This is a genomic window from Streptomyces sp. NPDC096339 (assembly GCF_044762985.1).
In the GTDB taxonomy this organism is placed as follows: Bacteria; Actinomycetota; Actinomycetes; order Streptomycetales; family Streptomycetaceae; genus Streptomyces.
The window spans coordinates 29,183-41,630 of record NZ_JBIWFI010000048.1 but is presented as its reverse complement, the minus strand read 5'-3'; the positions used below and the strand labels follow the sequence as shown (position 1 = coordinate 41,630).

11 protein-coding genes are annotated in these 12,448 nt (G+C 72.0%); 5 read left to right on the top strand and 6 right to left on the bottom strand.

The window, feature by feature from the left end; genetic code table 11:
• The first annotated feature begins 4 nt into the window (after positions 1 to 4).
• Entirely contained in the window at positions 5 to 1,567 is a 1,563-nt protein-coding gene (locus ACIQ5Y_RS36545) for a hypothetical protein (RefSeq protein ID WP_403890742.1), read from the top strand.
• 78 nt (positions 1,568 to 1,645) lie between these two features.
• On the opposite strand, the gene erpA is transcribed toward ACIQ5Y_RS36545, so the two are convergent.
• Entirely contained in the window at positions 1,646 to 2,002 is a 357-nt protein-coding gene (gene erpA / locus ACIQ5Y_RS36540) for an iron-sulfur cluster insertion protein ErpA (protein WP_030010511.1), read from the bottom strand.
• Between the two features lie 325 nt (positions 2,003 to 2,327).
• Here erpA and nadA point away from each other — a divergent pair, with 325 nt between their 5' ends.
• Positions 2,328 to 3,515 (top strand): quinolinate synthase NadA, encoded by a 1,188-nt coding sequence (nadA, locus tag ACIQ5Y_RS36535; protein WP_403890739.1) that lies wholly within the window; start codon positions 2,328 to 2,330, stop codon positions 3,513 to 3,515.
• 139 nt (positions 3,516 to 3,654) lie between these two features.
• Here nadA and ACIQ5Y_RS36530 read toward each other — a convergent pair whose 3' ends face one another.
• From ACIQ5Y_RS36530 to ACIQ5Y_RS36520, 3 genes are all read right to left on the bottom strand, one after another.
• On the bottom strand, positions 3,655 to 6,786 hold the full coding sequence (locus ACIQ5Y_RS36530) for an efflux RND transporter permease subunit (protein ID WP_403890736.1): 3,132 nt from the start codon (positions 6,784 to 6,786) through the stop codon (positions 3,655 to 3,657).
• Between the two features lie 145 nt (positions 6,787 to 6,931).
• Positions 6,932 to 7,660 (bottom strand): response regulator, encoded by a 729-nt coding sequence (locus ACIQ5Y_RS36525; RefSeq protein ID WP_403890733.1) that lies wholly within the window; start codon positions 7,658 to 7,660, stop codon positions 6,932 to 6,934.
• Between the two features lie 33 nt (positions 7,661 to 7,693).
• Complete coding sequence (locus tag ACIQ5Y_RS36520; protein WP_403890730.1) at positions 7,694 to 8,515, bottom strand: adenosylcobinamide-GDP ribazoletransferase; 822 nt, start codon at positions 8,513 to 8,515, stop codon at positions 7,694 to 7,696.
• Positions 8,516 to 8,585: 70 nt separating this feature from the next.
• Here ACIQ5Y_RS36520 and ACIQ5Y_RS36515 point away from each other — a divergent pair, with 70 nt between their 5' ends.
• Positions 8,586 to 9,362, top strand: a complete 777-nt coding sequence (locus ACIQ5Y_RS36515; RefSeq protein WP_403890727.1) for a hypothetical protein — start codon at positions 8,586 to 8,588, stop codon at positions 9,360 to 9,362.
• A gap of 68 nt (positions 9,363 to 9,430) precedes the next feature.
• Here the strand turns inward: ACIQ5Y_RS36515 and ACIQ5Y_RS36510 are convergent, their stop codons facing one another.
• On the bottom strand, positions 9,431 to 9,709 hold the full coding sequence (locus ACIQ5Y_RS36510; protein ID WP_403890725.1) for a hypothetical protein: 279 nt from the start codon (positions 9,707 to 9,709) through the stop codon (positions 9,431 to 9,433).
• Positions 9,710 to 9,722: 13 nt separating this feature from the next.
• Complete coding sequence (locus tag ACIQ5Y_RS36505) at positions 9,723 to 10,520, bottom strand: PspA/IM30 family protein (RefSeq protein WP_376661811.1); 798 nt, start codon at positions 10,518 to 10,520, stop codon at positions 9,723 to 9,725.
• A 255-nt stretch (positions 10,521 to 10,775) separates the two neighbouring features.
• On the opposite strand from ACIQ5Y_RS36505, the gene ACIQ5Y_RS36500 reads away from it, so the two are divergent.
• Positions 10,776 to 11,375, top strand: a complete 600-nt coding sequence (locus tag ACIQ5Y_RS36500) for a DUF3043 domain-containing protein (RefSeq protein ID WP_403890722.1) — start codon at positions 10,776 to 10,778, stop codon at positions 11,373 to 11,375.
• Between the two features lie 74 nt (positions 11,376 to 11,449).
• Positions 11,450 to 12,160, top strand: a complete 711-nt coding sequence (locus ACIQ5Y_RS36495; RefSeq protein WP_403890719.1) for a class I SAM-dependent methyltransferase — start codon at positions 11,450 to 11,452, stop codon at positions 12,158 to 12,160.
• The last annotated feature ends 288 nt before the right edge of the window (positions 12,161 to 12,448 follow it).

Here is a 12,448-nt window from a genome sequence, read left to right as displayed (position 1 = left end):
TGCGGTGACCAGCGAACGACCCGATACGGGCGATGCGGGCGATGTGGGCGATGTCGGCGACAAAGCCCACGAGGCCGATGCGATCCCTGCGGCCGAACCGGTCGACCCGGTCGACCCGGCCGGCACGTCCGACACCGCGCGGACGCCACGCGCCGCGCGCCGCCGGCCGGCCTGGGCCGTCGCCTCGATCGCGGCCGCCGTCCTGCTGACCGGCGGCGGTACCGCGTACTGGGCGTCCACGGCCTACGGCGACGGCACGGCGGGCGGTCGTACGGGCGACAGCGCGGCCTCCGCGCCCCGGGACGCGGGAGATCCCCCGGGGCCGGGCATCGCGCCCGGGGAGCCCGACCCGTCCGGCGGGCCGGTCGTGTACCGGGCCGACGTCAAGCTCCCGGACGGCCCGGCGACCGCACCCGCCTACGCCGCGTCCGGGGAGGTCACCTCCGAGGAGGTGGCCCGGCTGGCGGCGGCGCTCGGCCTCCCGGGCACTCCGCGGCTCACCGGGGAGACCTGGCTGGCCGGGGAGGCCGCGGACGGCTCCGGGCCCCTGCTGACGGTGTCCGCGAAGGCGCCGGGGACCTGGAACTTCGCCCGCCACCAGGGGAACGGCAACGGCACCGGGGACGACTGCGTACGCGGCAAGGACACCTGTGGCCCGGCCACCCTCCCCCAGGACGGGGGCGACGGGGGCGCGAGCGCCGGCAAGCCGCTGTCGGAGGAGGCCGCCAAGGCCGTCGCCCGCCCGGTGCTGGCAGCCGCCGGCCTGGACGGAGCCGCGCTCGACGCCCGGCTCGTCCAGGGCTCGGTGCGGGTGGTCAAGGCGGACCCGGTGTTCGGCAAGCTGCCCACGCAGGGCTGGTCGACCACGGTGAGCGTGGCCGGCGACGGCTCCGTGGTGGGCGGCAGCGGCGAGCTGAAGGCCCCCGTGCGGGCGGCCGAGCAGCCGGTGGTCGGGGCCGTGGAGGCGCTGGCCCGGCTGAACGCGCGGTCGAGCGGCCAGGAGGGCACCGGCTCCGGGCCGAGCGGCTGCGCGACCTCCGTCCCGCTGGATCCGGACACCCCGATCGGGTCGACGGACACCCCGCCGTGCAATCCGGACCCCCGGCCGATGAAGCCGCCGCGCACCGAGACGGTCAAGGGCGCCTCGCTCGGCCTGGTCCCGGGGACGGTGGACGGGGTGCGGGGCCTGGTCCCGGCCTGGTTCTTCGAGGTGGCGGGCCGGGATGGCGCGCCCGGGCGCGCGGTGACCGAGCCCGCCTCCGCGCAGGCCGCCCCGGAGACCTCTCCGGGCCGGAAGGACGGCCGTACCGTGCCGGGGTTCTCGTACGCGGAGGCGGACCGGAAGCTGACCGTCAACTTCTGGGGCAGCCCCTGCAGCAGTTACGCGCTGGAGGCGCGGGAGTCCGCGGAATCGGTGATGGTGAAGATCACGGACACTCCGAAGCAGCCGGGCCAGGCCTGCATCATGCTCGCTCAGGAGATGTCGGCGACGGCCACGCTCCAGCAGCCGCTGGGCTCGCGGAAGGTGCTCGACGCGACCACGGGCAAGCCGCTCCCGAGGCAGTAGCGCCCGCCACGCACGACGAGGGCCCGCGCCGGTCCGATGCGACCGGCCGCGGGCCCTCGTCGTGCGTGGCGTCCAGGTTTAGCTGAACGAGTCGCCGCAGGCGCAGGAGCCCGTGGCGTTCGGGTTGTCGATCGTGAAGCCCTGCTTCTCGATGGTGTCGACGAAGTCGATGGAGGCGCCGTGGAGGTACGGGGAGCTCATCCGGTCCGTGACGACCTTCACACCGTCGAAGTCCTTCACGACGTCGCCGTCGAGGGAACGCTCGTCGAAGAAGAGCTGGTAGCGCAGGCCGGAGCAGCCGCCGGGCTGAACGGCGACGCGGAGCGCCAGGTCATCGCGGCCTTCCTGCTCCAGCAGGGTCCTGACCTTCTCGGCGGCGGCGTCGGACAGGAGGATGCCGTCGCTCACAGTGGTCTTGTCGTCCTGTACGGACATCTACATTCACTCCCGAAGTGGGCGGCTCCCCGCCGGGAGCGGGGAAACGTCGGACTCTTGCCGTCGGTGGCAACGAGCGGGACCGCGGATTCATTCCGGACCCGACGCTTGTTTCAGATATTCATGCTCGCACACCGCGCGGGGGACGGGGCCGAACGGACGGGATGGATCCGCGGGCTGATGCGTCACATTGACACTATCGGCATCGTCAAACTGACACGAAGCGGTTATGATAGATAGCGTCATATAGACGAGAAGCCGAAGCGATCTTCCGACAGTCCGGTCTTCCGACCCTCCGGAAGTCCCTTGTCGCAGAACAGAAAGGGTGCGTGTCGTGACCACCGCCCAGCCTTTGGACGTCCAGCCGACGCCCCTCGCCCTGCTGCTGCTCGGCCGCGAAGCCGACCCGAAGAGCGAGCGCGGGGTGGAGTGCCCCGGCGACCTGCCCTCTCCGTCCGACCCGGACCTGGTGGAGCGCGCCCGTGCGGCCAAGGAGAAGCTTGGCGACAAGGTCTTCATCCTCGGCCACCACTACCAGCGTGACGAGGTCATCGAGTTCGCGGACGTCACCGGCGACTCCTTCAAGCTGGCCAAGGACGCGGCCGCCAAGCCGGAGGCCGAGTACATCGTCTTCTGCGGCGTGCACTTCATGGCCGAGTCCGCGGACATCCTGACCTCGGACGACCAGAAGGTCGTCCTGCCGGACCTGGCCGCCGGCTGCTCGATGGCCGACATGGCCACCGCCGAGCAGGTCGCGGAGTGCTGGGACGTGCTGACCGAGGCCGGCATCGCCGGTACGACGGTCCCCGTCTCGTACATGAACTCCTCCGCCGACATCAAGGCCTTCACCGGCAAGCACGGCGGCACGATCTGTACCTCCTCCAACGCGAAGAAGGCCCTGGAGTGGGCCTTCGAGCAGGGCGAGAAGGTGCTCTTCCTCCCGGACCAGCACCTGGGCCGCAACACCGCCGTCCGCGACATGGGCATGTCCCTCGACGACTGCGTGCTCTACAACCCGCACAAGCCGAACGGCGGCCTGACCGTCGAGGAGCTGCGGAACGCGAAGATGATCCTGTGGCGCGGGCACTGCTCGGTCCACGGCCGGTTCTCGGTGGACTCGGTCAACGACGTGCGCGAGCGCATCCCGGGCGTGAACGTCCTGGTGCACCCCGAGTGCAAGCACGAGGTCGTCGCGGCCGCGGACTACGTCGGCTCGACGGAGTACATCATCAAGGCGCTGGAGGCGGCCCCGGCCGGCTCCAAGTGGGCCATCGGCACCGAGCTGAACCTGGTCCGCCGCCTGGCGAACCGTTTCGCCGCGGAGGACAAGGAGGTCGTCTTCCTCGACAAGACGGTCTGCTTCTGCTCGACGATGAACCGCATCGACCTCCCCCACCTGGTGTGGACCCTGGAGTCCCTGGCCGAGGGCAACCTCGTCAACCAGATCCAGGTCGACAAGGAGACCGAGAGCTTCGCGAAGCTCGCGCTGGAGCGGATGCTGGCGCTCCCGTAGGGGCGGGCGGCGGGTACCTCCGGTCCCGGCCCGCAGGCGTACGAAGGGGCGGCCCCCGGCTGGGGGCCGCCCCTTCGTCATGTGGCCGGGTTTCGGCATGTGGCCGGGCGGGCCGGGCCGCACCGCCCGGCCCGGCCGGTCAGACCTCGGCCGGCGCCTCCTCCTGCCGCGGGGCGACGACCTTGAGCTTCGCCTCGCCGCGCGCCGCACGCTTGGCGCGGCGGCGCTCCTTGCGGAGTTCCACCATCGTGTAGAGCGTCGGCACCAGGAGCAGCGTCAGCAGCGTCGAGGTGACCAGACCGCCGATCACCACGACCGCGAGCGGCTGCGAGATGAAGCCGCCCTCGCCGGTGACGCCCAGCGCCATCGGGAGCAGCGCGAAGATCGTCGCCAGGGCCGTCATCAGGATCGGGCGCAGGCGGTGCCGGCCGCCCTCGACGACGGCTTCGACGACGCCGAGGCCCTGGGCCCGGTACTGGTTGACCAGGTCGATCAGGACGATCGCGTTGGTCACGACGATGCCGATGAGCATCAGCATGCCGATCATCGCCGGGACGCCCATCGGGGTGCCGGTGACGAGGAGCAGGCCGATCGCGCCGGTCGCCGCGAACGGGATGGAGACCAGCAGGATCAGCGGCTGGACCAGCGAGCGGAAGGTCGCGACCAGCAGCATGAACACGATCGCGATGGCCGCGAACATGGCCAGGCCCAGCGAGGCGAAGGCCTTGTCCTGGTCCTCGGAGACGCCGCCGATGGAGGCGGTGGCGCCCTCGGGCAGCTTCAGGGCCTTGATCTTCGTCTGGAGGTCGGAGCTGACGGCGCCGGTGTTGTCGCCGACCGGCCGCGCGGTGATGGTGGCGGCGCGGGCGCCGTCGATCCGGGTCATCGCGACCGGGCCGGGGACCTCCTTGACCTCGGCGATGTCACCGAGCTTGACGGGGCCGACCGGGAGGGCCTGGAGCTGGGCCAGGGTGGTGGCCGGCTGCGCGGACTTGATGACGATGTCCCGCTCGGTGTCGTCCAGTACGGCCTTGCCCGCCGGGTTGCCCCGTACGGCCTGTGCGACGACCGCGCCGAGCGCGGCCTGGTTCAGGCCCAGTTCCGCCGCCTTGGGGGTGGCGGTCACCGAGATCCGGGGCACGGACTGGGAGAGGTCGCTCTGTACGTCGGTGACGTTCTTGAGGGTGGCCACCTCGGCGCGGACCTGCTCGGCGGCCTTGGCGAGGACCTCGGCGTCTCCGGCCTTGACGACCACGCTGAGGTTCTGGTTGCCGAAGCCGTCGCCCGCGGCGATCCGGGTCTGGCCGATGCCGTCGAGGGCGGCGAGCTTGCCCTCGATCTGCTTCTTGACGTCGTCGGCCTTGCCCGAGTCCTTCAGGGAGACCTGGTACGAGGCCTGGTTGGAGCCGGTGCCGCCGCCGAAGGCCGCGAGGAAGCCGGAGGAGCCGACGGTGACCTGGTAGCTCTTGACGCCGTCGACCGAGGCCAACGCCTTCTCGATCTTGCGGCTCGCCTCGTCGGAGGCGGCCAGGGAGGTGCCGGGGGCCAGTTCCTGCTTGACCGTCAGGACCTGCTGCTCGCCCTGGTCGAAGAAGTTGGTCTTGAGCAGCGGGGTCATGCCGAAGGTGCCGAGGAGGACGACGACGGCGATGGCCACGCTCGTCAGCCGGCGGCGGGTGGCGAAGCCCAGGACCCGTACGTAGAGACGCTGGAGCTTGCTGCGCGCCTCCTTCTCCTCCGCGTCGCGGCGGGCCTTGGCGGCGCTCTCGGCGTCCCCGGATGCGGTGCCCTTGGGGGCCTTCAGGAACCAGTACGACAGGACCGGCACGACCGTCAGCGAGACGATCAGCGAGGCCAGCAGGGCCGCGGTGACGGTGAGGGAGAAGGAGCCGAAGAGCTCGCCGATCATGCCGCCGACCAGGCCGATCGGCAGGAAGACGGCCACGGTGGTGAGCGTGGAGGAGGTGACCGCGCCGGCCACCTCCTTGACCGCGGTGAGGATGGCGCTCTCGCGCTCCTCGCCGTAGCCGAGGTGGCGCTTGATGTTCTCCAGGACCACGATCGAGTCGTCGACGACTCGGCCGATGGCGATGGTGAGCGCGCCGAGCGTCAGCATGTTCAGCGACAGGTCGCGGGTCCAGAGCACGATCAGCGCGAGGACGACGGAGAGCGGGATGGAGACCGCGGTGACCAGCGTCGAGCGCAGCGAGGCCAGGAAGACCAGGATCACGATCACGGCGAAGAGCAGGCCGAGCATGCCCTCCGTGGTGAGGCTGGAGATCGACTTGGCGACGGCCGGCCCCTGGTCGCTGACGACGGTCAGCTCGGCGCCGGCGCCGAGGGTGGAACGCAGCTCGGGCAGCTTGTCCTTGACGGCGTCGGAGATGGCGACGGCGCTGCCGTCCTTGTCCATCGTCATGACGAGGGCGAGGCTGGGCTTGCCGTTGGTGCGGGTGATGGAGACGGCCTTGGCGGCCTCCTGCTTCACGGTGGCGACGTCACCGAGGCGGACGGCCGGCTTGCCCGGGCCGGCGCTCAGGCGCAGTTCCTCGACCTCGGCGAGGGAGGTGTAGCCGGCGCCGACGCGGACGGTCCGGTTCTTGCCCGCCTCGTCGAAGGAGCCGGCGGGGACGGTCGCGCCGCCCGCCTGGAGGCCCTGGGCGAGGGCGGCGCCGTCGAGGCCGGCGGCCGCGAGCTTGGCGGCGTCGGGGGTGACGGTGACCTGGAGGTCCTGGACGCCGTCGACGGTGACCCGGCCGACGCCCTCGATGTCCGACAGGACGGGGACGACGGAACGTTCCAGCTGGTCGGCGAGGGCCTGCTGGTCCTTGTCGGAGGTCGCGGCGAGGATCACGGTCGGCATGTCGTCGGTGGAACCGGCCACCACCTGCGGGTCCACCTCGGCGGGCAGCCGGACCCGGGCCCGGTTGACGGCCTGCTGGACGTCGGCGACGAGCTGCTTGGTGCCGCTGTCGCCGTAGTCGAACTTGGCCATGATGAGGGCGTTGCCCTCACTGGCGGTGGAGGTGATGCCGGTGATTCCGTCGACGCCCTTCAGCATGGCCTCGATCGGTTCGACGACCTGCTTCTCCACCACGTCGGGCGAAGCGCCCTGGTACGGCGCGAGCACGGACACCATCGGCAGTTCGATGGAGGGCAGCAGCTGCTGCTTGAGCTGCGGGATGGCGATGGCGCCGAAGAGGAGCGCGACGAGCGACACGAGGCCGATCAACGCCCTTTGGGCAAGGCTGAAGCGGGACAGCCAGGACATGGGTGTGGGATCTCTCTGCAGTGGGAACGCGAGGGCGTTCCCAGCCTGTCCCGCGGCCGGGGCGTCCCGCGTCGCTCCCAGGTCCCGTCCTTATGTGCTGCATACCGCGTCCGCAGTACGCCGCACTACCGCGCGGCGTACACCGCTACTCGGCGCGGGGCCGGACCAGTCCCGATTCGTAGGCAATGACCACCAATTGGGCACGGTCGCGGGCGCCGAGCTTGGCCATGGCCCGGTTCACGTGGGTCTTGACGGTGAGGGGGCTGACCTCCAGCCGGCCGGCGATCCCGTCGTTGGACAGCCCCGCCGCCACGTGTACGAGGACCTCGCGCTCGCGGACGGTCAGCGCGGCCAGCCGCTCCGCGTGCGAGCCGGCCGTGGCCGCGGCGGCGGCCGGGTCGGCGCCGCCGCCCTGGGCGAGGAAGGTGGCGATGAGCCCCTTGGTGGCGGCCGGGGAGAGCAGCGCCTCACCGGCGGCGGCCACGCGGATCGCGTTGAGCAGTTCCTCGGGCTCGGCCCCCTTCCCGAGGAACCCGGAGGCACCGGCCCGCAGGGCCTGGACCACGTACTCGTCGACCTCGAAGGTCGTGAGCATCACCACGCGCACGGCGGCGAGTTCGGGATCAGCGCTGATCATCCGGGTCGCGGCGAGCCCGTCTGTGCCGGGCATCCTGATGTCCATGAGGACGACGTCCGCCCGGGTCTCCCGCGCGAGCGCGAAGGCCTGCGCCCCGTCGGAGGCCTCCCCGACGACCTTCATGTCGGGTTCGGAGTCGACGAGAACCTTGAAGGCGGAGCGCAACAGCGCCTGGTCGTCGGCGAGCAGCACCCTGATGGGCGCGGCGGCGGTCGGTTCCGTCGGAGTGTGGTCCACGGGGTGAGCGTACGTGGGCCGTCGCCCGCGGGATCAGCCGAGGGCGAGGACGATCAGGGTGGTGGTGGCCGCGGTTTCGGACAGGGCGCCGAAGACGTCCCCGGTGACCCCGTCGAAGCGGCGTACGCAGCGGCGCAGCAGGAGTTCGGCGGCGAGGAGGGCGGCCGCGACCGCCACGGCGGCGCGGGCGGAGGCCGGGAGGCCCGGCGGGAGGGCGGCGGCCGCCGCGGCCACCGTGGTCAGGGCCGCCAGGGCGGCGGCCGTGCGGCGCGGGACCACGCCGGCGACGGCGGCGCCGAGGCCCTCGGGCCGGGCCGCCGGGACGCCCTCGCGGGAGGCCAGGGTCATGGCGAGGCGGGCGGTCACGGCGGCGGTTACGGCGGCGGCGGCGCCGCGCGCCCAGCCGTCGGCGTACGCGTCGGACAGGGCGGCGACCTGCACCAGCAGCGTCAGTACCAGGGCCACGACACCGAAGGGTCCGATGTCGGACTGCTTCATGATGCGCAGCGCGTCCTCGGCCGGTTTGGCGCTGCCCAGGCCGTCCGCGGTGTCCGCGAGGCCGTCCAGGTGCAGCCCCCGGGTCAGGGCCGCCGGGACGGCGACGGTGACGGCCGCGGCGAGCAGCGGCCCGCCACCGAGGAGCAGGAGCAGCGTCCCCGGCACGGCGGCGAGCAGGCCCACGACCAGTCCGGCGAGCGGGGCGCAGGCCATCCCGGTGCGGGCGGCGGGGCGGTCCCAGCGGGTGATGCGGGCGGGCAGCACGGTGAGCGTGCCGAACGCGAAGCGCACGCCGTCGAGGAGCGTGGCACGGTCCGCGGGCGGCGCGAGCGGCGGTTCTTCGTACGAATCTGTCATCGGCGCGAACGCTACCCGCTCACCCCGAACGGTAAATTGCCCATTACCCACCAAACAGGGAGGCAGTGGGATGGGTCACTGGTGGTACCGGAACATCGTCGAGCCGGGGAAGCTGCCCATGTTCCTCGCGCTGCTCGCCTTCGTGACGTCGTTCCTGGTCACCCGTGTGATCACCCGGCTGATCCGGGCCGGCCGGGGCCCCTTCAAGAACATCACCCCGGGCGGCCTGCACGTCCACCACGTGGTGCCCGGCGTGATCCTCGTGATCATCGGCGGGTTCGGCGCGGTCGGCAGCGCCCGGCACGGCGTCGCCGCCTACCTCTCGGCCGTGATCTTCGGTCTCGGCGCGGGCCTGGTCCTGGACGAGTTCGCGCTGATCCTGCACCTCGACGACGTGTACTGGAGCGAGGAGGGCCGCAAGAGCGTCGAGATCGTGGTCCTGACGGCCGCGCTGGTGGCCCTGGTCCTCGGCGGCTTCCTGCCCTTCGGGGTGAACGACCTGACCTCCGAGGAGGCGCAGAGCCGCGGGCTGGTCGTCATGAACACGGCCACCAACTTCTTCCTCGCCCTGATCGCCCTGTGGAAGGGCAAGGCCCGCACCGCGATCTTCGGGGTGGTGATCCCCTTCGTGGCGCTCGTCGGCGCGATCCGGCTGGCCCGGCCCGGATCCCCGTACGCGAGGAGGTTCTACGTGAACCGTCCGCGCGCCCGCGCCAAGGCCGGCCTGCGCGCCTTCCACCACGACCGCCGGTGGGCGGCGCCCCGCCGCAAGTTCGAGAACTTCATCGGCGGGACCCCGGACCCGAAGCAGCCGGCCGTGTCCCCGGAGAAGCCGGAGAACCGATGACGGGCCCGCCCCGGAAAAGGGGGGGCGGGCCCGTCGTCCGTGTGTCGGTGTGACCTGCCGCTGTGCGCTCAGCCCGGGATCAGGCCGTCGTCACTGAGCATCTGCCTGACCTCGTCCAGCGTCGCGTCCTCGCCGGGCAGGATCAGCTCGGACGGCTCCAGCGCGTCGTCGGGCAACGGCTCGCCGAGCCGACGCACGGCTTCGAGCAGCGCCCCCAGCGTCCGCCGGAAGCCCTCCTCGTCGCCGCCCTCCAGTTCCGCGAGCAGCTCGTCATCCAACGTGTTGAGCTCGGCGAAATGGCCGTCGGCCATCTCCACCTGACCTTCCCCCATGATGCGGACGATCATGACGGGCCCCGTCCTACTGCTTGTCGAACCGGTGCTGGGTCTGCGACTGCTGCTGACCGGCGCCCGGGGCGCCGCCCTCGATGGCCTGCTGCTGGGCGGAGGGACCGCCCGCCAGCTCCGCCTTCATCCGCTGGAGCTCCAGCTCGACGTCCGTACCGCCCGACAGGCGGTCCAGCTCGGCCTGGATGTCGTCCTTCGAGCCGAGCCCGCTCTGGTCGTCGAGCGCGCCCGAGGCGAGCAGCTCGTCGATCGCCCCGGCCCGGGCCTGGAGCTGGGCGGTCTTGTCCTCGGCCCGCTGGATGGCCAGGCCGACGTCGCTCATCTCCTCGGAGATGCCCGAGAAGGACTCCGCGATCCGGGTCTGCGCCTGGGCCGCGGTGTAGGTGGCCTTGATGGTCTCCTTCTTCGTACGGAAGGCGTCCACCTTGGCCTGCAGCCGCTGCGCGGCCAGCGTCAGCTTCTCCTCCTCGCCCTGGAGGGTCTGGTGCTGCACCTCCAGGTCGCTGACCTGCTGCTGGAGCGAGGCGCGACGGGACAGCGCCTCACGGGCCAGGTCCTCACGGCCGAGCGCCAGCGCCTTGCGGCCCTGGTCCTCCAGCTTGGCGGACTGCCCCTGAAGCTGGTTCAGCTGCAGCTCCAGACGCTTGCGGGAGGTCGCCACGTCGGCGACTCCGCGGCGCACCTTCTGAAGCAGCTCCAGCTGCTTCTGGTACGAGTAGTCGAGGGTCTCGCGCGGGTCCTCGGCCCGGTCAAGGGCCTTGTTCGCCTTCGCGCGGAAGATCATCCCCATACGCTTCATGACACCGCTCATGGGCTTCGCGCGCCCCCTTCTAGACGGACTGTGTTCCAGGTCACCGACAAGACCCACAGTACGGGGCCTGCCTCCATTACCGCACTGTTCGAGTACGGATGCGCTCCTCCTCCAGGACGACTCCGCTCCCGCCGTATCAGGCGTAAGGAGTAGGTGCGCCCCCGAAGAGCCTCGCACCCGGGAAGACGCCCGCCGTTGCCGGATCGTTCCCCGCCGGGGTGGGGCCCATGCGCTCGACAACGTAGGGTTGGGTTTGTGTTTGGTAGCCGCTCCTCCAAGGAAGAGAAGGCCGCCGCCACCGACAAGGTGAGCGCCGACCTCTCGCAGCCCCGTGACCCGCAGGCCCCGAAGGGCCGCCCTACGCCGAAGCGTGCTGTGGCCCAGTCGCAGCGCAAGGCCGTGGTGGCCTCGACCGGCAACCGCAAGGAAGACGCCAAGCGAGCCCGTGAGCGCCGTCGCGTGGAGATGGCCAAGCAGCGCGAAGCGCTGGCCAGCGGCGACGAGCGTTACCTGCCCGCGCGTGACAAGGGCCCCGTCCGCAGGTTCGTCCGCGACTACGTGGACTCCCGCTTCTCCGTGGCCGAGATGTTCCTGCCCCTGGCGGTGGTCATCCTGGTCCTGAGCATGATCCGGCAGCCGCAGATCCAGAACATCGCGCTGCTGCTGTGGCTCGGCGTGATCGCCCTGATCATCGTCGACTCCATCGGCCTGGTGTTCCGCCTGCGCAAGGCCCTCAACCAGCGCTTCCCGAACGAGCCCCGCCGCGGCGCCGTCGCGTACGGCCTCATGCGCACGCTCCAGATGCGCCGGCTGCGCCTGCCGAAGCCGCAGGTCAAGCGCGGGGAACGGCCCTGAGCGGATTTTCCGAGGGCGCCCGGCTCTGGCTGGAGGGCCTGGGCGGACTGCGTAACGCCGTCCGCCAGGAACTCGTGGGCCGGCAGGTCGACGAGCAGATCTCGCAGCGCTTCCCGGTAGGGCAGCGACTGCGCGTCCTCGACGTGGGCATGGGCCAGGGCACGCAGGCACTGCGGCTGGCCCGCGCCGGGCACAAGGTGACGGGACTGGAGAAGGACTCCGGCATGCTCGCCGTCGCCCGTGCGGCGCTGGCCGCCGAACCGGCCGGGATCCAGGACCGGGTCGTCCTCTTGGAGGGCGACGGCCGCGAGACCGGCGCGCACTTCCTGCCGGGCAGCTTCGACGTGGTGCTGTGCCACGGGGTGCTGATGTACGTGCCCGAGCCGGACGCGATGCTCGCCGGGCTGGCCCGGATGCTCGCGCCCGGCGGCCTCCTGTCCCTGCTGGTCCGCAACGGCGACGCGCTCGCCATGCGGCCGGGGCTGGACGCCGACTGGAACGGCGCGCTGGCCGCCTTCGACACCGTCGACTACACGAACCGGCTCGGCCTGGACGTACGCGCCGACCGCCTGGCCGACCTGACGGCCACCCTCGCCGGCATCGGGGCGCCGCTGCACTCCTGGTACGGGGTGCGCGTCTTCACCGACGGGACGGAGGCGGGCGAGTCCCTGCCGGCGGACGAGGAGCTGGAGCGCCTCCTGACCGCCGAGGACCGCGCGGGCCGCACCGACCCCTACCGGGGGGTGGCGGCGCTGCTGCACTTGTGCGGGGTCCGCGGCCAGTAGCCTCCCGGCGGGGTGGCGTTCCCCGGCGGCATGCCGCCCGGCGAGCGCCGATCGTGGCCTCCCCCCACCGCCGGGGTGTCCCCGCACTCCCGCGCCGTCGGGGCCGGGCATGCGGCGGCGCGCCCCCGCAGGGCGTCGAACGCGGCGCCCGGCGAACTGCCCCGCACCGTCCACACTCCCGCGCCGTCGGGACCGGGCATGCGGCGGCGCGCCCCCGCAGGGCGTCGAACGCGGCGCCCGGCGAACTGCCCCGCACCGTCCACACTCCCGCGCCGTCGGGACCGGGCG